The sequence below is a fragment of the Telluria sp. BA11 genome (assembly GCF_056680305.1).
Genome location: NZ_CM155275.1, coordinates 295,127 through 317,165, shown reverse-complemented (window position 1 = coordinate 317,165; position 22,039 = coordinate 295,127). Strand labels below are relative to the sequence as shown.

14 protein-coding genes are annotated in these 22,039 nt (G+C 64.0%); 5 read left to right on the top strand and 9 right to left on the bottom strand.

Going from position 1 to position 22,039, the window contains the following annotated elements:
* Window positions 1–287: 287 nt before the first annotated feature.
* The 6 genes from AC1MGT_RS01325 to AC1MGT_RS01300 form a co-directional block, all read right to left on the bottom strand.
* Entirely contained in the window at window positions 288–2,372 is a 2,085-nt protein-coding gene (locus AC1MGT_RS01325; RefSeq protein WP_499502648.1) for an ankyrin repeat domain-containing protein, read from the bottom strand.
* Window positions 2,373–3,689: 1,317 nt separating this feature from the next.
* Window positions 3,690–4,739 carry a glycine betaine/L-proline ABC transporter substrate-binding protein ProX gene (gene proX / locus AC1MGT_RS01320; RefSeq protein WP_499502646.1) on the bottom strand — a complete coding sequence of 350 codons (1,050 nt, stop codon included), beginning with the start codon at window positions 4,737–4,739 and terminating at the stop codon, window positions 3,690–3,692.
* Window positions 4,740–4,751: 12 nt separating this feature from the next.
* Complete coding sequence (proW, locus tag AC1MGT_RS01315) at window positions 4,752–5,804, bottom strand: glycine betaine/L-proline ABC transporter permease ProW (protein WP_499502644.1); 1,053 nt, start codon at window positions 5,802–5,804, stop codon at window positions 4,752–4,754.
* Entirely contained in the window at window positions 5,801–7,036 is a 1,236-nt protein-coding gene (proV, locus tag AC1MGT_RS01310; protein WP_499502642.1) for a glycine betaine/L-proline ABC transporter ATP-binding protein ProV, read from the bottom strand. The genes proW and proV overlap by 4 nt, the downstream gene beginning before the upstream one ends.
* Window positions 7,037–7,546: 510 nt before the next feature.
* The gene (locus AC1MGT_RS01305; protein WP_499502641.1) at window positions 7,547–9,214 is read right to left on the bottom strand and encodes a sodium:solute symporter family transporter; all 1,668 of its coding nucleotides are present in this window, start codon (window positions 9,212–9,214) and stop codon (window positions 7,547–7,549) included.
* A gap of 21 nt (window positions 9,215–9,235) precedes the next feature.
* Window positions 9,236–11,236: an NPCBM/NEW2 domain-containing protein gene (locus AC1MGT_RS01300; RefSeq protein WP_499502639.1), complete on the bottom strand. Its 2,001-nt coding sequence runs from the start codon at window positions 11,234–11,236 to the stop codon at window positions 9,236–9,238.
* Between the two features lie 334 nt (window positions 11,237–11,570).
* On the opposite strand from AC1MGT_RS01300, the gene AC1MGT_RS01295 reads away from it, so the two are divergent.
* The 5 genes from AC1MGT_RS01295 (at window position 11,571) to agaR (ending at window position 16,787) form a co-directional block, all read left to right on the top strand.
* Window positions 11,571–12,497 carry an EamA family transporter gene (locus AC1MGT_RS01295; protein WP_499502637.1) on the top strand — a complete coding sequence of 309 codons (927 nt, stop codon included), beginning with the start codon at window positions 11,571–11,573 and terminating at the stop codon, window positions 12,495–12,497.
* Between the two features lie 3 nt (window positions 12,498–12,500).
* Window positions 12,501–13,811 (top strand): D-tagatose-bisphosphate aldolase, class II, non-catalytic subunit, encoded by a 1,311-nt coding sequence (locus AC1MGT_RS01290; protein ID WP_499502635.1) that lies wholly within the window; start codon window positions 12,501–12,503, stop codon window positions 13,809–13,811.
* Window positions 13,805–14,989, top strand: coding sequence for an SIS domain-containing protein (locus AC1MGT_RS01285; RefSeq protein ID WP_499502633.1), 1,185 nt, complete (start codon window positions 13,805–13,807; stop codon window positions 14,987–14,989). Before AC1MGT_RS01290 ends, AC1MGT_RS01285 begins: the two co-directional genes overlap by 7 nt.
* Window positions 14,973–15,941: an N-acetylglucosamine kinase gene (locus AC1MGT_RS01280; RefSeq protein WP_499502631.1), complete on the top strand. Its 969-nt coding sequence runs from the start codon at window positions 14,973–14,975 to the stop codon at window positions 15,939–15,941. The genes AC1MGT_RS01285 and AC1MGT_RS01280 overlap by 17 nt, the downstream gene beginning before the upstream one ends.
* Before the next feature lie 78 nt (window positions 15,942–16,019).
* On the top strand, window positions 16,020–16,787 hold the full coding sequence (gene agaR / locus AC1MGT_RS01275; RefSeq protein WP_499502630.1) for a transcriptional repressor AgaR: 768 nt from the start codon (window positions 16,020–16,022) through the stop codon (window positions 16,785–16,787).
* A gap of 31 nt (window positions 16,788–16,818) precedes the next feature.
* Here agaR and AC1MGT_RS01270 read toward each other — a convergent pair whose 3' ends face one another.
* The 3 genes from AC1MGT_RS01270 to AC1MGT_RS01260 are packed head-to-tail and all read right to left on the bottom strand — an operon-like array spanning window position 16,819 to window position 22,012.
* The gene (locus AC1MGT_RS01270) at window positions 16,819–18,228 is read right to left on the bottom strand and encodes a DUF4832 domain-containing protein (protein WP_499502628.1); all 1,410 of its coding nucleotides are present in this window, start codon (window positions 18,226–18,228) and stop codon (window positions 16,819–16,821) included.
* Window positions 18,225–20,918: an alpha-galactosidase gene (locus AC1MGT_RS01265; protein ID WP_499502626.1), complete on the bottom strand. Its 2,694-nt coding sequence runs from the start codon at window positions 20,916–20,918 to the stop codon at window positions 18,225–18,227. Before AC1MGT_RS01265 ends, AC1MGT_RS01270 begins: the two co-directional genes overlap by 4 nt.
* On the bottom strand, window positions 20,915–22,012 hold the full coding sequence (locus tag AC1MGT_RS01260; RefSeq protein WP_499502625.1) for an amidohydrolase family protein: 1,098 nt from the start codon (window positions 22,010–22,012) through the stop codon (window positions 20,915–20,917). The genes AC1MGT_RS01265 and AC1MGT_RS01260 overlap by 4 nt, the downstream gene beginning before the upstream one ends.
* Between the last annotated feature and the right edge of the window lie 27 nt (window positions 22,013–22,039).

Below are 22,039 nucleotides of genomic sequence, written 5' to 3'. Positions count from 1 at the left end.
GTTCTCAGGGCAGGGCAGGGCAGCATGGGCGTGGCACGCATGACCGCACCGGGCAAGTCCGGCTTCGATTTTACGAAGGGAAATTATTGAGCCGACAAGAATCGCGAGTATGCGGTAACGCAAACAATTCGGATGTCGTGCGTCTGACTGGTACAACACAGGTCAATCGCTCCGTGGCGGGCACAGGAAGTAATCCATGGTGGCATGGCGCTTTTTTTGGGCTGCCAATGAGAAGTGGTGGTCTACAACCCGGCCCTCATCGAGACTTGCCGCAGCCGTGAACGCTGTCACTTGCCTGCGTCCCGACCCGCTCCGTACGAGATCAGCATGCTCGCTGTCTTGCCCATGAAGTCCGTGGGGCAGTTCAGGCCCGGCCACGGTTCTCTTGTCGTCGCTTCCAGTGCAGCGTCGAGTCCTTTCATGGTCAGTGCGTCGAGCTTGCTCGGTGGTTTCGCCAGCATTGCATCCAGCACCACTGTCCTGCAGCGGTCAATGGCCCAGACCAGCGCACTGCGGTCCTGGCGAGGATACCAAAGGTACGGATCCGCCCCCAGTGCCAGCAGCGCCAATGTCAGATTGTCGTCTTCGGGGCCCAGGCAACTGCTGCCACCGTACGACCAGGCCGGACATCCGTTTGCCTCGACGTTGAAGTCGTAGCTCTTGGCCTTGAGCTTTCCAAGGAACACCATGCGCCAGTGGTCGCGGTCAGCCGACGAATCTGTATCAGGTGATGGAGAATACGTCTTGTCGCAGTGATCGACAACCGCCGAGACGAGTGCGCCCGGGTCATCACCATCGGTGGGACGCATGGATGCCCCCTTGTCGAGAAGCCAACTTGCGAATTCGAGGTTGCAGATGGAAACTGCCCGCTTCATGCTGCGGTATCCATCTTCACCCCTGATCGCTTTCGCCATGCTTGGGTAGTGCTGGACCAGATCGGCAGCGATTGCCAGGTACTGCTGACGCACCGCCAGGGTAGCGGGATACGAACCGGCGCTCGCTAGCTCGAACAGTAGATCGTCCGCATGCTCGGGCTTGATGCCGTAGCCGAGCAGACGCGCCAGTACCTTCGGATGGCTGACCGCGTGTTCAAGGTATTCACCCGCCAGCGCCGATCGTGGGTCCAGCTTTCTCGTCGACAGGAGAAACTCGAGTATCGCCGGTTGCCTACCGGACTCGTAGGCGTCGAATGAATCGCTAAACGGGGTGGTAATGATTGTTTCATGCACTGCTGTCCGTTCAAATGGTTCTGCTCCCGCCTTCACCAGCATTTCGACGACCTGCAGGTCCGCCGGGTTCGCTTTGATCGCGCGATTCAGTACCTCGTCCTGATCGTAGCGTCCGGCGCGCTTGTCGACCGCGCCGTTTCCGGCCACGTTCGCTCCCCGCTTGATCAGCGCCTCGACGATGCGGGCTTCTTGCACCTTGCCGAGAAATGCCATATCCAGCGGAGTCTGATCGCGGCTGCTCTTGGCGTTGACGTCGGTGCCGGGCACTGCCAGCAGCTTCTCCACCTGCGCGACGTCACCGTCACGCACCGCACGGTGCAGTGGCGAAAAGCTGGCCTCGTGCTCTTTCTCATAGAGGGCATCGCGTCGCTTTTTCGCTTCACCGGTAAACACACGCGCATAGGCCGGGGAAGAGCCGAGCGCGCAGGTGATCATCCGTTCGCCCAGCCGGACCTTGTCCGGGTCAGCGCTTTTCTTGAGGTCTTGCCCGACCTCGTATTGGGCTTGGTAGCTGTTGCGCAGCGCCGCGAATTCATCCATCGCAGTGGGTCCGTTTCCCGAGAGACCATTGGTGATACCTGACGCCATGATCGCGTCGCCCACGAAGGCATACAGGGCGCCAAGCCTGCGCTTGTGCATCCATTCAAGCAGCTGGATCATCCGTAGCTCCCCTACCAGATCCAACTGTTGCCGCTGGCTCATCAGGAAAAACAGGTTGGCGCGCGCAATCCAGTTGCCGGCACGGGCAGCCTGGTTCAGCCCATGCAACAGGGCATCATCGTCCTGGCTTTCCGGCAGTCCGTCGATATAGCGTTCCACCGCGTCCATCATCGGCACCGGGCCGACTTCGGCCGGCGTCTTGCAGGTGAAGGCCTTCAGGTCATGGTCGGCAGCCATCTCCTTCACTACAAGATCAAACACGGCGGTGCTGCGTTGGCCGACCTGATCCCGTGTCAGGCCGGCTGGCACCGGACCGAGCCAGGCCAGGAAGGCCGGGTTGTCCAGCCCTCCCGGCAGCATCGGTGTCGCATCCTCTGGCGGCGCGGTCGAGCCACGCCATTCCGCGGTGCAGGCCATGCAGCTCATACAGACGATGATGATGGCAAGGATTCCTTTCGTCGCGGCTTGATGTGCATGCAGCATTGATGCCCCCTCCTAGATGTTGATGGGTTGGATCGTCGAGCCTATCGGATTGCTGGAGAGTAGTATTGCTGGGTGACAAAGCCTCTGTAGGATGAGGAGTGGGTGCCTGCGGCCTCTCCCTGCTGAAGTCACAAACGTACGTCTACGGCTGGACCGTCCTGCTTTTCGCGGCGATTGGCCTCGGCGGACGAGCATGTCTCCGCAGGATGATTCGAAGTCATTCCAATTGTTGCCAAATGCAAGATCAATAGCCTGGCATGGTGCGTCGACTACCGAGAGCAGGGCGGATGGCTCAGGAATGTACTAAAGCGAGATCACGCACAGTTGCGTGATCTCGAATGGGAAGCATGCATGCTGCTTCAGGGTGGGCTGGGCGGCTTTGTCCTTTCGTGTGCGAACGTCGGCGCAATGCCGTCGATCCGGCGGTATTCGGTGATCCACGCGGGAAGTACGAGATCCTGTTCGACCTGACTCTGGCGATACACCCAGGAATGATGCGCGCCTGCCCAAAGGCCTCGTAACACACGATCCAACTGTGGTCTGCCGATAATCTAAATCATGGAGGGTGAACGCGAATCGACGCGCAGGCACACATGGAGTGATCAGGAAATCGGCTGGAGTAGGCTGGACACTAACGAAAAACTGCGTTAAAATGTAACTAACCAACGTTTAGTGCATCAAAAACGGATAACTTCACGGCCAACACTTACAGTAATTTCTCAGCTAATCAACCAGGCTTGTAGGGACGGAGGCGCCTCAGATGACCAACTTCGCAGGACGCTGGGGCTGTGCAGCGCGCTGTAGAAATGGATGAGTTGCCCGAAGATCAACCTTCGCTGAGAGCACGAAGTTGCGCCACGCAGCAAACACCAGGTAGTCGGTGTCCGGATAGCCTCACTCCGACTGGCGGTTTTGGCCCGCTAGGGTATCGACATGGGCGGGCAGCCTGACCGCGCGATCCGTGCAGCACATCGCTTCGGTGGCACCATGTCGAACCGGGCGCGGGCCGGAACCTCGCTGGCTTTGGGGATATCAGCGAACTGAGTCGTCGTGCAGGCCGCACGGGCATTGAGGCTGAGGCTTGCGACGTTCGGCAAGCCCCGTTCACCGCCCAGTCGCGCTGCAGGTGCCGCGGTCGCTGCACGTCGGCGACCATGGTAGCCAGGATCTGAACTGCGGTGAACCTGGCTCGACATTGCCACTAGCTTAGTCTTGATCACGGGGCTCTACAGATGGTTCAAGCACGGCCAGGCAGCCACCTTCATGACTAGAGCAATCTCTGCGTCCTGACGACGCTTCACCATGACTGCGGCAATCTCACCGCGCCGCCGCCGCCCGCGCCTGCACAATCCAGCCATCAAATTCCTTCTGATGAAACTTGATCCACCCCGACACATGGCGCGCAATGTCAGCCTGGGAGTTTTCACCGCTGCGCATGCGAGCGTTCTGCGCGTCGATATCGGGAACGGGCAAGCGCATCACCTGGAACAGCTTCACGGCTGCCGGGTTCTTCTCGGCCCAGGCGCGGTTCACGACAAAGCGTGTCGTGTTGATGGCAAAGCCGTAGTCGCTGCCATCGGCCAGGCGTGTATCGGGCTTGCCCGGATACGCCGTCTTCGGTGCCTGCAGCCAGACAACATCCTTGCCCGGGATCAGGACGCCATTGACCCAGTAGGGCGTCCAGGCGTAATACAGGATCGGGTCGCCGCGCTTGAAGCGGCCGATGGTATCGGCGATCAGTGCAGAGTAATTACCCTGCACATGCGTGACCGTGCTGCGCAGCTTGAAGCCGTCCATATGCTGTTCGATCACCGCTTCGCAACCCCAGCCCGGATTACAACCGGCCATGTCCGCCTTGCCATCGCCGTCGTTGTCAAACAGCTTGGCCAGACGCGGCTCGCGCAGTTGGCCGATATTGGTGATCCCGTATTTGTCGGCAGTGGCCTTGTCGATCAGGTAGCCCTGGGCTGCTGGCCCGGCGTACTCGCCGGTGCGCAGCAACCTGGCGTCGCCGCCGGCGTTGTCATAGAAATCCTTGTGCAAGGGATCCCAGTGCACCGCCAGGAACGTGGCATCGCCATTGGCAATGGCGACGTGGGCCGTGGGGTATTCCACTTCCTTGATGGGTTGCGGTGCGTAGCCCAGCGCTGCCAGCGCGCGGTCGGCCAGCATGGTCTGGAATGTCTCTTCGGCCACCGGGCTTTGCAGCGCTTGCACCTTCACCCCCTTGCCGGGAAGGGCGTCTGCCGGTGTTTGTGCCATGGCCAGGTGGGTGCTCAGCGCCAGTGCGCCAAGCGCAATGGTGGCGATCCAGCGAAACATGCGTTGTGACTGGTGTTTGATCGTAAATTTTCTCATGCGATGCATTCGTGTTCCTTTTTATGATTGTGGCTTGCCGCGCGTCAGGCGCAGGATGAGCCCGGCCGGGCCGGTCTGGTACCAGTGGCGTACGCCACGGCGTGGTTGTCCCATCGCCTGCGTCAAGCGGTCCAGCGTGATTGCCAGCAGCACGATGCCCAGACCGCCCACGGTTGCCAGACCCATGTCCAGGCGGCCGATGCCGCGCAAGACCATCTGGCCCAGACCGCCGACGGCGATCATCGAGGCGATCACGACCATCGACAGCGACAGCATCAGCGACTGGTTGATGCCGGCCATGATCGACGGCATCGCCAGTGGAAACTGGACGCGGGTCAGCAACTGCCACGGCGAGGCACCGTATGCGCGTGCCGCCTCGATCAGGTCGGGCCGCACCTGGCGGATGCCGAGATTGGTCAGGCGCACCAGCGGCGGCAGGGCGAAGATGATTGTCACGATCACGCCCGGCGCATTACCGATACCAAACAGCATCACCACCGGCACCAGATAGACAAAGGCCGGCGTGGTCTGCATGGCGTCGAGCAGTGGACGCAGGAGGTTCTGGGCACGGTCGCTACTGGCCAGGAAAATCCCCAGCGGCAAGCCGATCACCATGCAGAACGCGAGCGAGGTCAGTACCAGCGACAGCGTGATCATGGCGTCGGACCAGATGCCCAGCATCGATACGATCAGCAGCGCAATCACGGTGCCAATGGCCAGCGTCCGGGTCGTGAATTGCCAGGCCAGCACGCCGATGACGGCGATTACCGCGAGCGCTGGCGCAGCCAGCAACAGCGCGCTGACGGCGTCGAGCGTGGCGTCAATGGGTGCGCGCACAATCTGGAAGAATGGGCGGAAGTGTTCGACCACCCAGCCCAGCGCATCGTTGATCCCGGACTGGAGCGACAGCGAGCCGTTCAGCAGGTCGGACAGCCCGACGCCGGCCTGATCGGGCGAGGCGGCTGGCGCGGCGTCGAGCCAGGAGGTATCGCGCGGCGGCGTCGGCAGCCATGGATTGATCTGCTCAGCTTGTGGGGCGACCGGTTGGGTCGCTGCAGCGGTGCCGGGATTCATGCTTGTCCTTTCGGGATATGTGATGCGGCGAGGGGCGGCGTATCGCGGTCGAGGAATTTCAGCAACGTGGTCTTGCTGATGGCCCCGCGGTATTTGCCATCGTTCGTCACCACAGGCACGCCATACGGCATCTGCGCGACCTGGCCGAACAGGCCGGCCACCGGTTCATCGGCGTCGATGGTGGTGACATCGGACAGGTAGGCATGTGCCAGGCCCAGCGGGCCGACGTGGCCGTCGAGCGCGCTGCGCAGGGAGTCGGCCGAGACCACGCCCAGGAATTTTTGCTGGGGGTCGACGACGTAGGCATAGGCTCGATCCTGTTCTTCCAGCATCGACAGCGCTGCGCGCGAGCCGCGCGCCGGCGACTCCGACACCACGATCTGGCTTTTACGGGCAATATCGCCGGCCTTGAACACGGCCGCGGCATCGACACCGCGCACGAAGTTGCGCACGTAGTCGTTGGCAGGCTGGCGCAGGATGTCTTCCGGCGTGCCCACTTGCACCACATGCCCGTCCTTCATGATGGCCACCCGGTCGCCGATGCGCATCGCTTCGTCGAGATCGTGCGAGATGAACACGATGGTGCGGCGCTTGATCTGCTGCAGGCGCAGCAGCTCCGATTGCATCTCGGTGCGCATGATCGGATCGAGCGCCGAAAACGCTTCGTCCATCAGCAGGATGGCGGGATCGCACGCCAGCGCGCGGGCCAGGCCCACGCGTTGCTGCATGCCGCCCGATAATTCGTCCGGATAGCTGGCGCCATACCCGGCCAGGCCCACCTGGTCCAGCGCCTGCAAGGCCAGCGCATGGCGCTCGGCCTTCGGCGTGCCGGCCAGCTCCATGCCGAACGCCGTGTTGTCGAGCACGGTAAGTTGCGGCAGCAGCGCGAACGACTGGAACACCATGCTGATGTCCTTGCGGCGCAGCGCGCGCAACTGGGCATCGGGCAGGGTGTTGATGTCATTGCCGTCGATCAGGATGCGCCCTGAGGTTGGTTCGATCAGGCGATTGAGCATCCGCACCATGGTCGATTTGCCCGACCCGGACAAGCCCATGATGACGAAAATTTCGCCTGCTTCAATCGTGAAGCTGGCGTCGAACACGCCGATGGTGCAGGCGGTCTGCGCCAGGATATCCTGCTTGCTGGCGCCCTGACGAACCAGGGCCAGGGCGGCTTCCGGCTTGTCGCCGAAGACTTTGAAGACCTGGTCGATGATGATTTGTTTTGCCACGGTGTGGTTCTCCCTCGATCCGTCGGATGAAATGAAATCGCAGCAGGCAACGAGGCCCGCGGCGGAGATCGCGACATGGTCGTGATGCAGACAGCGCGTGCCAGGCCTGTCGACGCGGCGACAATGGCAAAGGCGAGCCGGCGCTTGCGGTGTGCGCAACGCGTGCCGGGTGCTGTGTGCGTGTTAATGACGCTGAGTGCCGTTCAACCACCATGCGGCGAACGTTGCTTGATGTGGGCGGTTGGCCCGGGGTTCGGTTCCCATGCACGGCATGGAAAGCGATCGATAGCAGATGTGCTACCGGGGGTTTTGTTGTAAAAGGGCCGCAATTATAGCAGCAATCATGTCAAAGGACAATTGCTTTTTGCGCGGGAACATGGTTGCTATAACAGATACAAGCCGGGGTCAGGTCTGACATTCGGACACGGACCCGGCTGTGAACAGGAGCGCGCTGCTGATTTCATTCCCTTCGAACCACAAATCGAACTGGCGCGACAACGTGCAATCAAACTACCAGCCGCCGTAAATCACCACCAGCACGGCAAAAATAACCACCGAACCAATCGCAAATCCGCGATCAACGCGGAACATCGACCGGTCGATCACCATGCGCTTGTGGCTGCCATCCCGCTGCGCCGTAGTGCTCAACAAAACCATGCCAATGACCACCATGACAAACACGATCAGCATACGGTCAAGGAAAGGGATTTCGTAACCACCAGCGCCGTTATTGACCGCAAAACCGATCGGCGCCAGAAACCCCAGGTCCATCACCATTGGCAAGAACTTGAGAAACACCGAGAACACCAGCCCGCCGATCGTGGCGAACATGGCTGCCGCAGCGGTGGTCTTGCGCCAGTAAAAGCCCAGCAAAAACATCGCCAGGATGCCGGGCGAGACGAAGCCGGTGTATTCCTGAATGTACTGGAAGCCACCTTTCTTGTCGATCCCCAGCAAGGGCGCAAGCAGCACGGCGATGGCCATCGCCGCCACCACCGAGATCCGGCCGATCCAGACCATGCGCTGCTCGCTGGCCCCGCGGTTGACATGCTTGTTGTAGACGTCGAGCGTGAAGATCGTCGCGACGCTATTGGCCTTGCCGGCCAGCGACGCAACGACCGCCGCAACGAGCGCAGCGAACGCGAGCCCCTTGAGCCCGGCCGGCAGCAGGGCCAGCAGGGTAGGATAAGCGCGGTCGGGATTCAGTTCACCGTCCGGCCGCATCGCCTCGCCAAGCGTGCCGGACTTGTCGAGCGCGTAGGCCGCTATACCGGGCAAGACCACGATCACCGGCATCAGTAGCTTGAGAAAGGCGGCAAACAGCAGCCCCTTGCGCGCCGTGTGCAGGTTCGCACCCAGCGCGCGCTGGACGATGTACTGGTTGCAGCCCCAATAGTTGAGGTTCACGATCAGCATGCCACCGATGATGGTCGACATGCCGGGCAGGTCCATGTAGTTGGGATCGTCGCGCGTGAGCACCATATTGAAATGCTCGCCGGCGCGCAGATACAGTTCGCTCAGGCCTCGCACCGCGCCCTGGCCACCGGCCAGCGCCGCTACCAGGTCGAGCGCGATCCAGGTCGTGACGAGCCCGCCGATCACCAGGCACAGCACCTGGATCACATCGGTGTAGCCGATCACCTTCATGCCGCCCAGCGTGATGACGGTCGCGAACACGGCCAGGAACAGCATGCAGGCCAGCACGTTCAGCCCGGCGATGCTGCTGATCGCCAGCGCGCCCAGGTACAGGATGGCGGTAAGGTTGACCACCACGTACAGGCCAAGCCAGAACACCGCCATCGTTGCCGCCACCGCCGGGCCATAGCGCTGCTCGAGGAATTGCGGCATCGTATAGATGCGGTTCTTCAGGTAGATCGGCATGAAGAACACGGCGACGATGACCAGCGTCGCTGCGGCCATCAGCTCATATACTGCGATCGCCATCCCGATGCGAAAGCCCGCTCCGCTCATGCCGATGAACTGCTCGGCCGAGATGTTCGATGCGATCAGCGAGGCGCCGATGGCCCACCACGTGAGCGAGCCTTCGGCCAGAAAAAAGTCGTGGGTGGCCTTGCCCGATGAGCGTTTCTTGCTCCAGTAGATCCAGATGCCGTAGGCCGAAATGGCCACGAAGTAGATGAGGAAGACGAGGGTGTCGAGGCCGGTGAATGAGGTCATGGTGGTGTCGTGTCCCGGTACTCAGATGCGGGCGCTGCCCGACGGTCGCGGACCCGCCACAGCAGCAGCCGCCTGCGTCAGCCGAACATCCCCCCAGGTCGCAACGACAGGCACCGCGTTGCCGGTTTTGGCGTCCCGCACCACCAGTTCAACGACCTTCACGCCACGCACATCGGCCGTCAATGCCTGGGCCTTCGATCCAAACCTTGCTGGCGCACTTGCCGCCAGCAGTTTTCCATCGCCATACACGTAGAAGCGCACCAGCTCCTTGGTGTTTTCAGTCGAATCATCCACGCCAACCGATGCGGTCAAGCGCGCGTAGCCAGCATCGTTCTTCACCTGAAGCCGCGAATTGGACAGCACGCCAAGTCCCGACGTAAACACCTGGCCGGCCACCTGCAGGCTCTGGCCAAACGGCGTTGCATCCGGCTGCGCGCCGCCCCAGCCCGCGTACTGGGGCCGCGAGCCGCCGGAGCGGGTGCTCGACCACGGGTCGATCATGCGATGGACGGTCGGATCGAGTTGCGGCTGGCGCGTCCCGTCAACGGCGACGTTGATCGACCCAGGAATTTCCGACAGATACACGCCGTTTTCCAGCTGGCGTTTGCCGTGCACTTCGAACACGAGCGTCTCGTGCGGCGCAAGCGTGAAGGCTTTTTCGCCGGTGAAGCTCAAGGTTTCCTTCGTCCACAGGTTGCGCAGCGTGACCGGTGCCCCATCCGCCAGTTTCAGGTGCATCGCCAGCAGCGTCACCGGTGCGGGCGCTGCGCCACGGTTGAACAGCGCCACTGCCTTGCGCTGCCCGTCGCCCAGCGTCTTGACGATGATCTGCGCATCGTTCGAATCATAGGCGACGATGCCCTGGTGGCCGGCCTTGTCCTGGTTCAGGCGAATCACGTCCGCATTGCCCAGGACGGCGAGCAGCGACGCCGGACCATGCTGCAAGTCATAGCTGATCAGCAAAGGCGCATTGATCATCGCCCACAGCGAAAAATGCGAGCGCACTTCGACCGGGTTGCTGGCATCGAATTCGCCATGGCCGATGTGCAGGATGTCGGGGTCATTCCAGTGGCCGGGGCCTGCGTACAGCGCACGTTTGGCAGCGCTGTCGAAGTTGTGCAGCATGCTGGTCCAGCTCGGCGTGATATCGGCGCTGGTGCGCCACAGGTTGCCGACATCCTTGCCCCAGCTGCGCACGTTCGCCATGCCCCAGGCGCAGATCGACATCACATAATCACCCAGCGGGCGCGCCGCCTTGATTGCCGCAGCAACGGTTTCGTAACGGGCGCGCACGGCGCCGACATCCGTGCGGTTGATCGACCCGCGTTCGATCAGCGGCGCCATGCCGCGGTAGCTCTGCTTCCTGACCAGGTCCGAGCCCGGGATGAAATCGGCCAGGCCGCAGGCGTCGATCTTCAGGTAGTCGAAGCCCCATTCCTTGAAATACAGATTGATGTCCTGCGTGACGTGGCCGTCCAGGCCCACTTCGCGTTCGGCGGTCGTGCCTTGTGGCAGGTTGGGCGAATGCAGGTCGTAGGCTTGCGAGCACGCATTGCGGCCGACGTCTGTATAGATGCCCGCCTTGAAGCCCATCGCGTGCAGTTTGTCGGTGAACGGCTTGAAGCTGGTGCCGTCCGGCCCACCGGTGGCGGCAGACGGGAAGATGCCCGTACGGATCTGCAGGCGGCCATCGCTGGTACGGCGTTTCATCCACCAGCCATCGTCGAGAATGACATGGTTGTAGCCGAGCTTTGCAAGACCGCTGTCGGCAAGAACCTGTGCCGCGCCCATGACCTTGCCTTCGTCGACTTCCGTGCGAAACGCATTCCAGCTGTTCCAGCCCATCGGCGGCGTGCTGGCGCTGCCGCTCGTATTGCCTTCCCAGCGGCCTGCCGGAGCCAGGGGGGCATCTGGAGATTTTGCATGCACCTGCATTAACGACAGCGCCAGGGCAGCGGCCAGGCTGCCGCACACAACGGTCCAGGTTTTGGGTTCACGTGGTTCAGTCCAGCGATGGTTCATGCAAATCTCCTGACGATGAATTTGTCTGCGGGCGGAAAAGGTGGGACGGCACGTACATCCGTTGTCCAGATGGTAATCGAAAGTATTCGAAAATAAAAGGCGCGATTTTGTCATCAAAAACACGCGATATCGAAAATATTTGGAAAGACTTTGCTTTTCGTTTGGCACTTCTTTACTATCACATCGATGGCAACGAAAACGTTTGAAACAAACGCACCTGGCGGAGGAAGATACGGATGAAAAGCATATCGAGCGATGGAGTTGCGTACTGCATGGCCGGGCTGGCAGCATGGGTGGCCCTGTGAATCCCGCAGACACCGTCGAAAAGAGAACTTTGCCTGAACAAGTCGCCACCGGTGCTGCCAGGCCGCGCTGGCTTGGCTACGCGCTGGCGACAGCGCTGCTGTGGGGCGTGTGGGGCGCGTTCGCCGGCTTGCCCACCCAGAACGGCTTCCCCGAAACGCTGGTGTATGTGGTGTGGGCGCTGACGATGGTGCCGCCGGCGTTGTTTGTGCTGGCGCGCTCCGGCTGGCGCGTACGCCGCGATCGCACTGCCGTAGGCTACGGGCTGGCCATTGGCCTCCTGGGCGCGGGTGGCCAGATGGTGCTGTTCTACGCAGTCAAGGCCGGCCCGGCCTACCTGATTTTCCCGCTGATTTCGCTTTCGCCCGTCATCACGATCGTGCTCTCGCTGCTGTTCCTGCATGAGCGTACGGGCCGCATGGGCGTGCTCGGCATCGTGCTGGCCGTGTGCGCATTGCCGCTGTTCGACTTCAACCCGGGCGGCGCACCGCAGCAGTACGGGCTGTGGTTCGTGCTGGCGATCGGCGTGCTGGTCGCATGGGGCCTGCAGGCGTACTTCATCAAGCTGGCCAATACGCGCATGGATGCCGAAAGCATCTTCTTTTACATGACCGCGAGCGCATTGCTCTGCATTCCAGTGGCGCTGGCGATGACCGATTTCTCGCAGCCGATCAATTACGGGCCATCCGGGCCGCTGCTGGCCGCTGCCACCCAGGTGCTCAATGCCATCGGTGCGCTGACGCTGGTGTATGCGTTCCGGCACGGCAAGGCGCTGACGGTGTCGCCGCTGGTCAATGCCGGCGCGCCGCTGTTGACCACCGTGATCGCAATGGCGCTGGCCGGCGCCGTGCCGGGCGGCTACCGGCTGGCCGGCATCGCCTTGGCGCTGGCGGCTGCGCTGTTTCTTGCGCTGCAGGCGGACGATGTCGCGCCTGCCGAATCAACCGAAGGAGCCTGACAAATGGACTACATGTTGAATCTGGTGCGCCGGCACAAGGCCGGCGAAGCCGTCGGGATCCACGCGGTGTGCTCGGCGCATCCGATCGTGCTCGAGGCAGCGATGGAAGTAACGCTCGCGGCGGGGCCGGCGCAGCCGGTGCTGATCGAAGCCACGTCGAATCAGGTGAACCAGGATGGCGGCTACACCGGCATGACCCCGAGCGCGTTCCGTGATTTCGTCTACGCCATCGCCGACCGCGTTGGCCTGGCGCGCGAGCGTGTGCTGCTGGGTGGCGACCATCTGGGCCCCAATGCCTGGCAGGGCGAGCACGCGGATGCGGCCATGGCCAAGGCCGAGGTGCTGATCGAACAATACGTCACGGCGGGCTTTCGCAAGATCCATCTGGATTGCTCGATGTCGTGCGCCGGCGACCCGGTGCCGCTGCAGGATGAGGTAGTAGCCGCGCGGGCTGCGCGGTTGTGCGCCGTCGCCGAGCGGGCCTGGCAGGCGGCTGGCGGCGAAGCGCCCGTGTATGTGGTGGGCACCGAAGTGCCGGTGCCCGGCGGCGCCCATGAAGACCTGGCCGAACTGAGCGTTACGACGCCTGCCGCGGCGACGCAGACGATCGCGGCGCACCGCGCTGCGTTCGCTGCTGCCGGACTGGATGCGGCGTGGCCGCGCGTGGTTGGCCTGGTGGTGCAGCCGGGCGTTGAATTCGACCACCACAAGGTAATCGACTTCCGACCCGAGCGCGCGGTGGACCTTGGCCGCATGATCGAAGACGTACCCACGCTGGTCTATGAGGCCCATTCGACCGACTACCAGACGGCGGCCAACCTGGCCGCGCTCGTCGCCGGCCATTTTGCGATCCTCAAGGTGGGCCCCGGCGCGACCTTCGCTCTGCGCGAAACGCTGTGGGCGCTGGCCGATATCGAGGCAGCGATGGCGGGCGATGGCAAGGGCTCCGGGTTCAAGGACACGGTGCTGGACGTGATGCGTGCCGAGCCGGCGCAGTGGCAAAAGTACTACGACAATGAGCCGCGCCGCGCCCGCTTCGACCAGCAATACAGCCTGAGTGACCGGATCCGCTACTACTGGCCGCATCCGGCCATCCAGGCCGCGCAGGCGCGCCTGCTGGCCAACCTGGAACGTACGCCACCGCCGCTCACGCTGCTGAGCCAGTACCTGCCGTTCCAATATGACGCCGTGCGCGAAGGGCGGCTGAACAACCAGCCGGTCGATCTGCTCAAAGAAGGCGTGGCCAGAGTGCTGCGCCAATACATGGCGGCCTGCATGGCAGGCGCCGCAACGAAGGAGTTGGAAGCATGTTAGTCGCTGACAGGAATATTCTGGGCATTGGCGCGGAGCGGCTCGATGCCGCCGGCGCCGGCGCTACCGCGCGCGAAATCGCGCAGCAACCGGCCATCTGGCCCGAGATCGAGGCACTGGTCGCCCATCAGCGCAGCGCGCTCGACGCGTTCCTGGGGCCCTTGCTCGCGAAGCCCGACCTGCGCATCGTGCTGACGGGCGCCGGCACCTCGGCCTTCATCGGCGAATGCCTGGCGCCGGCGTTGCTGGGCGGCGGCTGGCGTGCAGACGCCGTGCCCACCACCGACCTGGTGTCGGGCCCGCGCCAGTTCCTGCAGCCAAAGGTGCCGACGCTGCTGGTATCGTTCGGCCGCTCGGGCAACAGCCCGGAAAGTGTTGCGGCGGTCGATCTGGCCGACGGGGTGGTGGACGAGATTTACCACCTGGTCATCACCTGCAATGCCGACGGCGCCTTGTGCCGGATGGCGCAGGGCCGCAACAATGCGTATGCGATCCTTCTGCCGGATGCCACGCACGACCGCGGGTTCGCCATGACCACCAGTTTTACATCGATGTTGCTGACTGCGGCGAGCGCCTTTGGCGTGCTGGCGCCGGGCGCTACCGCCGGGCCATCGGCTGCGGCCGCGCAGGTGCTGGCGTCAATGCTGCCGCTGCTGGACGGGCTGGTGGCCCAGAACTTTAGCCGCGTGGTCTACCTTGGCAGCAATGCGCTGCGCGGGCTGGCCTGTGAAGCCTCGCTCAAGCTGCTCGAACTGACCGATGGCCAGGTCGTCGCGCTGTTCGACTCGCCGCTGGGCTTTCGCCATGGGCCGAAGACGGTCGTCAATGCCGACACGCTGGTCGTCGTGCTGTTGTCGAACGATCCCCGTGCCCGCCGCTATGACCTCGACCTGCTGCGCGAGCTGCGCAATGATGGCCGGGCCGGCCGCGTGCTGGCGCTGAGCGGCCGCGACGAACCGGCGCTGGGTGACGCCTGCATCACGCTGGATGGCGTCGGGCAAGCCCCGGACCTGGCGCTGGCGCTACCGTACATCGTGTTCTGCCAGGCGTTCGCACTGCTGCAGTCGCTGGCGCTGGGCTTGCGCCCGGATACGCCGAGCGTGTCGGGCACCGTCAATCGCGTGGTGCAGGGCGTCACGATTTATCCACTGGCGGAGGACAACGATGTTTCTCGGGGTTGACGGCGGTGGCACCAAGACGGCGTTCGCGCTGATCGACCGGCAGGGCCAGGTCCTGGCGCGCAATGAGCAGAGCAGCGCGTACTACCTCGAAGTCGGCATGGAAGGTGCTGCTGACGTGCTGGCGCGCGGCTGCGCCGGGTTGTTCGCGGCAGCCGGCGTGACCGCGAACGACGTCGCGTTCGCGTTCTTCGGCTTGCCCGCGTACGGCGAAGACCGCGCCGTGCAGCCGCAACTGGATGCGCTGCCGCGCCCCGTGCTGGGCCATGGACGCTACCTGTGCGACAACGACATGGTGTGCAGCTGGGCCGGCTCGCTGGCCTGCGCCGACGGCATCAGCGTCATCGCGGGCACCGGCTCGATGGCCTATGGGCGCATCGGCGGGCAAGGCGCGCGTGCCGGCGGGTGGGGCGAATTGTTCAGCGACGAGGGCTCGGCCTACTGGATTGCCCGGGCCGGGCTCGCGCTGTTTTCGCGCATGAGCGATGGCCGCGCGCCGCGCGGGCCGCTGCATGATTTGATGCGCACCCGTCTGGCGCTGCAGCATGACCTCGACCTGTGCCAGGTTGTCTATGGCGAGCTCAAAGGAGAGCGCAGCAAGGTGGCCGCGCTGTCGCGCCTCGTGTCCGAAGCGGCAGCGCTCGGCGATGCGCAGGCAGCAGCGATCCTCGAGTCGGCTGCGGTGGAGGTGGCCGCACTGGTCGATGCGGTGCGGGGCCAGCTCGGGGTCGATCCAGGCACCGAAGTCACGGTCTCGTATTCGGGCGGCCTGTTCGGCGTGGAAGGCCCGCTACGTGCGCCGTTTGCCAGCGCGCTGGCTACCAGCAGTGCCGGCGCGTATCGCTTGATGGCGCCGCGCCTGCCGCCGGTGCTCGGTGCGGCCGTGTATGCAGCGCAGCAGGTCGGCATACCGCTGAACCCGGCAGCGCTCGACCGCCTGGCAGGCACGCAATGATGCGCCGGCAAGCACATGGTGTGCTGGCGGTGCGCCAATCTGGTAAGCTGTTTTTTTATTAAATCTGCGTATCCAATCATGGGTCAAACCGGTCAGCGCCGCGACACCATTCTTAAAGCTCTTACCGAACAAGCCTCGGTCCAGGTCAGTGAACTCGTCAAGCAACTCAAGGTCTCGGCAGTGACGATCCGCAGCGATCTGAGTGCGCTCGAGGCGCAGGGCCTGGCCATCCGCAGCCACGGCGGCGCCACGCTGGCACGCATGCCGCCGACGGAACACACGGTGTCGCAAAAAGACGCACTGAATCACGAGCAGAAGGAGCGCATCGGCGCCTTGGCTGCGCGCCTGGTCAAGCCGGGCGAAAACATCATCATCGATTCGGGCACGACGACGCTGTCGCTGGCGCGCCACCTGCGCGACGTGCAGAACGTGACGGTGCTGACCAATGGTTTGAATATCGCGTGGGAGCTGGTCAATGCCGCAGGCGTCGACCTCATTCTGACGGGCGGCCTGCTGCGCAAGCAGGCGCTGTCCATCCAGGGCTTGCAGGCCGAAGCCTGCCTGCAGGCCTACAGTTTCGACAAGCTGTTCCTGGGCGTCGATGGGCTGGACCTGCAGTTCGGCGTGACGACCCACCACGAGGCGGAAGCCAGCCTGAACCACAAGATGGTCGAGCGCGCCAGAAAAGTCATCGTGCTGGCCGATTCCTCCAAGTTCGGCTTCATCAGCTTGCACCGTATCGTGCAGCTCGACCGCGTTCACACTGTCATCACCGACGGCGATATCAGTCCGCAATACCGGGACGGCCTGCGCGAGGCCGGCATCGAACTCCTGATCGCCGAGTAAGCCGGCCACGCGCGCACGGCGTGGCTGCACGTCAGAAAATGTTCAGCGTTGTCCCGGTACGGAACGCGCCCAGCGATGCATCCCATCCCTGCGCTTTGGCGGCATCGTCGGCGTTGGCAGGCCGCACGCTGTAGCGCACGTCGTCGGCCAGCGACATTGCGCCATCTGGCAATGCCAGCAGCATGTCGTAGGCGCCGGTGGGCGTGCCGCCCGGGATCGCAATCCGTGCGGTTGCGGTGCTGGTCTGCCCCGGCAGCCAGGCACGGGGATCGATCGACGTCAGGGCCAGCCGTACGACCCTGCCGGTAGCGCGGTGCTTGAGCATCATCTGCATACCTCGCGGGTTGAAGGCGCGCGCCCAACCGGTGTTTTTCACGGTCAGCACCAGCTCGCCTGACCGGCCAGCCACGATGCGCCAACTATGCCGCAACGTCGAGAGCTCGAACCGGTAGCCCATGCTGCGCTTGACCTGCGCCATGCAACCCTGCGTCTGCCAGCGCTGGTGAAACCGGTCGCGATAGTAAGTGTCGTTCAGGTACGTCAGGCCGAAGCGCCGGCCTTCGCGCAGGATGTCGTCGCAGTTCGTGCGTGGCGTCGGGTTGACCGCATCGGCAGGATTGCAGGTCTCTGCGCCAAATGGCGCTGTCGTCGACAGCGCGGCCACGTAATCGCGCTCGCGCTGCCGGCTCGCCGCATTCTCACTGTAGGTGCCAACATCCGTGCTTGACGCCAGAAAGCAGTCGTTGTGCACGCCGATGCGTGCCGCGGCCGAACCGTCGCGCCAGCGCGGCGCTTGCGGCGCCCACGCCATCAGATAGGGTGGATAGCGCACTTGCAGGAAGCGGTCCGGGGGCAGCACGGCCAGCAGCGCATCGCGGATCTGCGTGCGCCGCGCCGGCAGGGTCAGGTTGTTCGACGAGGTATGCCATTCGCCCCAGGCGCCGACAAAGCCCGCCTGCAGATAGCCGATGACATCCGCGTTCGCCGCCAGGACCGGCTTGAGCTGCCCGATATGTTCCAGCACGCGATCTATGGGAGCATCCTGCGCCGCCCGGTAAGCAGTTTCGCCTGCCGGGAAGTTGTACATGAAACGCGGAATGACTTTCAGGCCCGCGCGGCGGGCGACCGCAAAGCCGTCGGTCAATTCGCCCAGCAGCGTCGCAGGCAGCGCGTGGCCGGCATGCGCGTCCAGCCGCACCGGGGCATAGACGAGCCGGTAGCCGGCCGCAAACTGGGCATCGGCTTGCGTCTGCGTCCAGGCCGCCAGGTTGTCGGCCGCCCAGACATACATGCCACGCTCGGGGTTGGCGATCTCGTCGCCCGACGCCTGGAACGTTGTCTCGACGGGGCTGCCTGACGGGCGGTCGGTCGTGTGCCCGGCGTGGGCGTGCGCCGACAGCATGACGAGCAGGGCGAGTGGACGCAGGCGCTGCAGCATCATGCGTCGATCAGCAGCCGGCCGAACGCGCCTGGTACGTGGAAGTCGGGCGCCGCAGTGCGGGTCGGACTCCACGCCGAATGCAGGCGGTTGTCACCGGCAGCTTCGGGGCCTTCGATGCGGAACAGGTTCAGGCGCCAGCCGTCTCCACCCTGCATCGGTATGGCCAGCTCGGCTGTCCAGACCTTGTTGCCCGCATCGACGTGCGCCTTGGCGCGGCTGCCGCCGTCGATGCGCCGCTTGCCCGACACCTCGATCGCGATTTCCTGCAGCAGTCCATTGGGCGCAACCTGGATCTCGCGATAGCTTTTCAGTCCGGCGCGATCAGGCGCCTGCAGGAACACCTCGACGACGTCGCGCTCCCACAGCGGCCAGATGGCGCCCGCCGGGCCGGCCTGGTCGAAGGTGGTGAGCGTCTCGTACTTGCAGATGAAGCGCAGGTACAGGTGGCCTGCGCCCCGCAGCAGCTGAACGCGCGTCGATTGTGGGCCAGGGAGCGGCTTGCCTTGCCAGTCGTGGCGGAAGAAGGTCGTGGGTGCGTCGGCCCATTGCGATGCGTGGGGGAAGCCGTCCGCGCCCACGGCCTTGACGTTGCTGGCAAACGCAACGGGCAGCTGGTCGGGAAGGTCGGGGCGCGCTTCGATCAGCAGGCTGTGCGTGAAGCGCAGCGGCAGCGTTGGCTTGTTGGTTGTCACCTTCCCCAATACGCTGCCGCTGAGCGAGTCGCGCACCGTCCAGGTGCCCGGGCCGAGGCCACGCAAGGCGACCATGCCATCCCAGCGATCGGCATAGAACGCGTAGTGCAATGCACCGTCCTGCTCCACGACGTGGGTTTCCGGCTTGTCGAAACCCAGGTCGTACAGCTCACCGCGGTAACGGCCTTCGGCCAGGCGCCCCTTGTTGTACAGGTCCACCCACTTTCGCCAGTGCGCTTCGCGCTCGGGTGTCAGCAGGAACGAGTCCTTGGGTTTCGGGTCCACCGGCCACGTGAACTTGGTGGCAACGACCGCGCCGATGCCGACGCTGGAAGCGAAATCCTGCCCACCCGTGCTCAGTTCCACGTGGTCGCCTGCGTAGGCGGACCATGGGCCCATCAGCGCTTTGAGCGTCTTGCCCTTGTGGCGCACCTGCCAGCTCGACAGCGGGTCGGACGATGGCGCCTGGTCCATGTACGGCATATTGTGGAAGGCGTAGCTGGTGCCGCACGGGCACACCTCGAGCACCGCTTCCGGATTGGCCGCATGCACCACGTCGTGCATGACCTTGTAGAAGTCCGCGACCGCCTCGACCGATTCCTCGGGGCGCTTGTGCTGGTGCTTGGGATTGAAGCATGGCGCGACGCCGTTCAGGTGCTGGCCATCGACCTTCAGGCCGTCAAAGCCCCAGTCCGCAATGATCATGCGCAGCGTCGCGGCCAGGCGCGTCTGCGTCTTGTCGTAGGCGGGGCACAGGTAGAAGCAGTTCCACCAGGTCACGTCCTGGGCCGCGCCGGTCTCGTCGAGCAGCAGCAGATCGGTATGCTCGTGCAGCTCGTCGCTGCCGGGGGCCACGGCAAGTGGCGCGATCCACAGCCGCGCCTTCATGCCGCGCGCGTGAATGTCGGCGACCAGCGCCTTCATGTCGTCACCCCCGCGCGGGAATTTGGCGAGGTCGGGCGTCCAGTCGCCGGTCTTGACCTGCCAGCCGTCGTCCAGCACGGCCCACTTGAACCCCAGTTCCTGCACCTTGGGCAGCGTGGCGCGCACATAGTCGAGCGAAAAGTCACGTTCGTAGCCCCACGCGCACCACTGCGCATCGTAGGCGCTTTGCGGCGGCTCGGGAGCTGCCAGGCCCTGCGCGGCCATCAGGCGGCGATAGCGGTCGAGCGGCACGTAGAAGTCGCCACGGTGCACGGCGATGAACGTGGGTGGGGTGGCCAACGTGGCGCCCGGGGCCAGCGTCTGTGGGACGTCGCCGCGCAGCGAGATGTCCACCGCATCGCCGACCGCCTTGACGGGCAGTGACACCAGCAGCGGCTGCAGCGCGAGGTGGCCAACGGCCAGGCCGACGTCGCGGCGCCAGACATCCGCAACCGGCGTGCCGCCGCCGTAGTCGGATGCATTCATGCCCAAAAAGTTGCCTTGCTCGAAACCGCGCTTGACAGGCTGCACCCAGTCGCGCCGGTCGGCGTGACTGGCGCCGGAATAGGTCCAGTAGCCGCCCGCATGGCGCGGCGCGGCAGCCAGGCGGTGCGCGCCATTTACCCAGGCGTCGATCGTCAGCGGCTTGGCGCCTGTATTCACGTACTGCACGTCCAGCAAAGCCACGCCCGGATGCTCGTCAAGTAGCGTCACGGTGACGCGCTTCTCGATGCCCTCCGCAGAGCGGCCAACGAGGTGCAGCGCCTGTCCCGCGCCAAACGGCGTCGTCGCCGGGGCCGGCTCGGCTTTCTGCAACGTGAAGCGGCCGAGCGGCTTGCCGCCGACGACCAGGTGTTCGCTGGTGTCAAAGCCGGTCAGCGCGATAGGCTGCTTGCCCAGCAGGCTGACGACACGGCAGCGCAACTGCTCGTCGAACTGCAGTGACACGGCGGCGTCCCGCATGCGCACATGGCCCTTGCCGGCCACGGCGGCGGGCGCTGCCTGGGCCAGCGGGATCTGCGTGGCCAGCGGCGCCGCGCCAAGCCACCCGAGGAATGCACGGCGCGCGGTCATGGCTGGCCTTTCCAGGCGTCGGGGAAAGCGCGCTCGGCATTCGTGCGATACAGCTTGTCCACAACGTCGCGTGGCAATGCGAGCCCCTGGACGGGCTGGTCGAGATCGGCGACCTTGAACGACTCTGCCGTATTGAAGTAGCGCCAGTGCATGCGCCACACCCCTTCAGCCTCGCGACCCAGTGCGGCCCCATCCTGGCCAGGCTCTTGCGCCATGTCGCTGCCGTACAGGATGCGGTCCTGGTACTTGATGAAGAAGTTGCGCACCTTTTCGCGGTCTTTTTGGCTCTGGTACTGCAGCTGGCCGATGCGGGCCGAAGCATCCACGACGGCGTTCGGGAACCGGTCGAGGAAGGCGGCCAGTTCGTCAACATTGCGCTCGAGCGACGCAAGGTGCACGCCGACGAAATGCAGCGTCGGATGCGCCGCGACCATGCGGTCGCGCGCGGCCATCTGCGCTTCCCAGCTTGGCATTTCGGGATGCAGGTACATATGGTATTGCGGGTGGTTCTTGAAGTAGGTGCGGTCGTTGTTGACCGTCATGCGTTTTAACGGCAGCCAGCAATTGTGCGGCTCGCCCTGGTGGCCCAGCAACGGGATGCCCTGGCGGGCCAGGTCGTCGAACAACGGCGCAAAGCGCGCGTCGTCGATCATCACCAGTTCTTTATCGGCGCCGCGCAGGCTCATGCCGATGTTCTTCCAGACCTTCACGCCCACGGCGCCGGCTTCCATCGACGCGGCAATGCGGTGGCGGGTGGCGGCGAGCCACGCAGGTTGGGCGGACCCATCGACGGAAAAGCTCGCTGCCCATGCCACGTCCTGCGGGAATTGCTTTTTCAGTGCGATGGCGACGCGCTGCTGGTCATCAAGTGGTGGGAAATCAGGGTAGTCGACATTGATCGACAGGATCTTGAAATTCTGGCGCCGGGCGGCGTCCATGAACGCCGGCGCCGCATTGTGCAGGTGCAGGTGCGCGTCGATCTTGGCAACGCTGGCATAGTCCGCCATCGTGTAGCTGGATTCGTCCGCGGCGTACGAGGAGAAAGGGATGGCCCCGGCGAGCAGGACGGCAAGGGAAAAAACAGAAGTGTGCATCAGGATTCCAGTTCTCGGTGTTGCGGG

Coding starts and splice junctions, on each gene's coding strand:
- AC1MGT_RS01325 (WP_499502648.1), bottom strand. CDS start 2,372: ATGCTGCATGCACATCAAGCCGCGACGAAAGGAATCCTTGCCATCATC.
- proX (WP_499502646.1), bottom strand. CDS start 4,739: ATGCATCGCATGAGAAAATTTACGATCAAACACCAGTCACAACGCATG.
- proW (WP_499502644.1), bottom strand. CDS start 5,804: ATGAATCCCGGCACCGCTGCAGCGACCCAACCGGTCGCCCCACAAGCT.
- AC1MGT_RS01305 (WP_499502641.1), bottom strand. CDS start 9,214: ATGACCTCATTCACCGGCCTCGACACCCTCGTCTTCCTCATCTACTTC.
- AC1MGT_RS01300 (WP_499502639.1), bottom strand. CDS start 11,236: ATGAACCATCGCTGGACTGAACCACGTGAACCCAAAACCTGGACCGTT.
- AC1MGT_RS01290 (WP_499502635.1), top strand. CDS start 12,501: ATGGACTACATGTTGAATCTGGTGCGCCGGCACAAGGCCGGCGAAGCC.
- AC1MGT_RS01285 (WP_499502633.1), top strand. CDS start 13,805: ATGTTAGTCGCTGACAGGAATATTCTGGGCATTGGCGCGGAGCGGCTC.
- AC1MGT_RS01280 (WP_499502631.1), top strand. CDS start 14,973: ATGTTTCTCGGGGTTGACGGCGGTGGCACCAAGACGGCGTTCGCGCTG.
- agaR (WP_499502630.1), top strand. CDS start 16,020: ATGGGTCAAACCGGTCAGCGCCGCGACACCATTCTTAAAGCTCTTACC.
- AC1MGT_RS01270 (WP_499502628.1), bottom strand. CDS start 18,228: ATGATGCTGCAGCGCCTGCGTCCACTCGCCCTGCTCGTCATGCTGTCG.
- AC1MGT_RS01265 (WP_499502626.1), bottom strand. CDS start 20,918: ATGACCGCGCGCCGTGCATTCCTCGGGTGGCTTGGCGCGGCGCCGCTG.
- AC1MGT_RS01260 (WP_499502625.1), bottom strand. CDS start 22,012: ATGCACACTTCTGTTTTTTCCCTTGCCGTCCTGCTCGCCGGGGCCATC.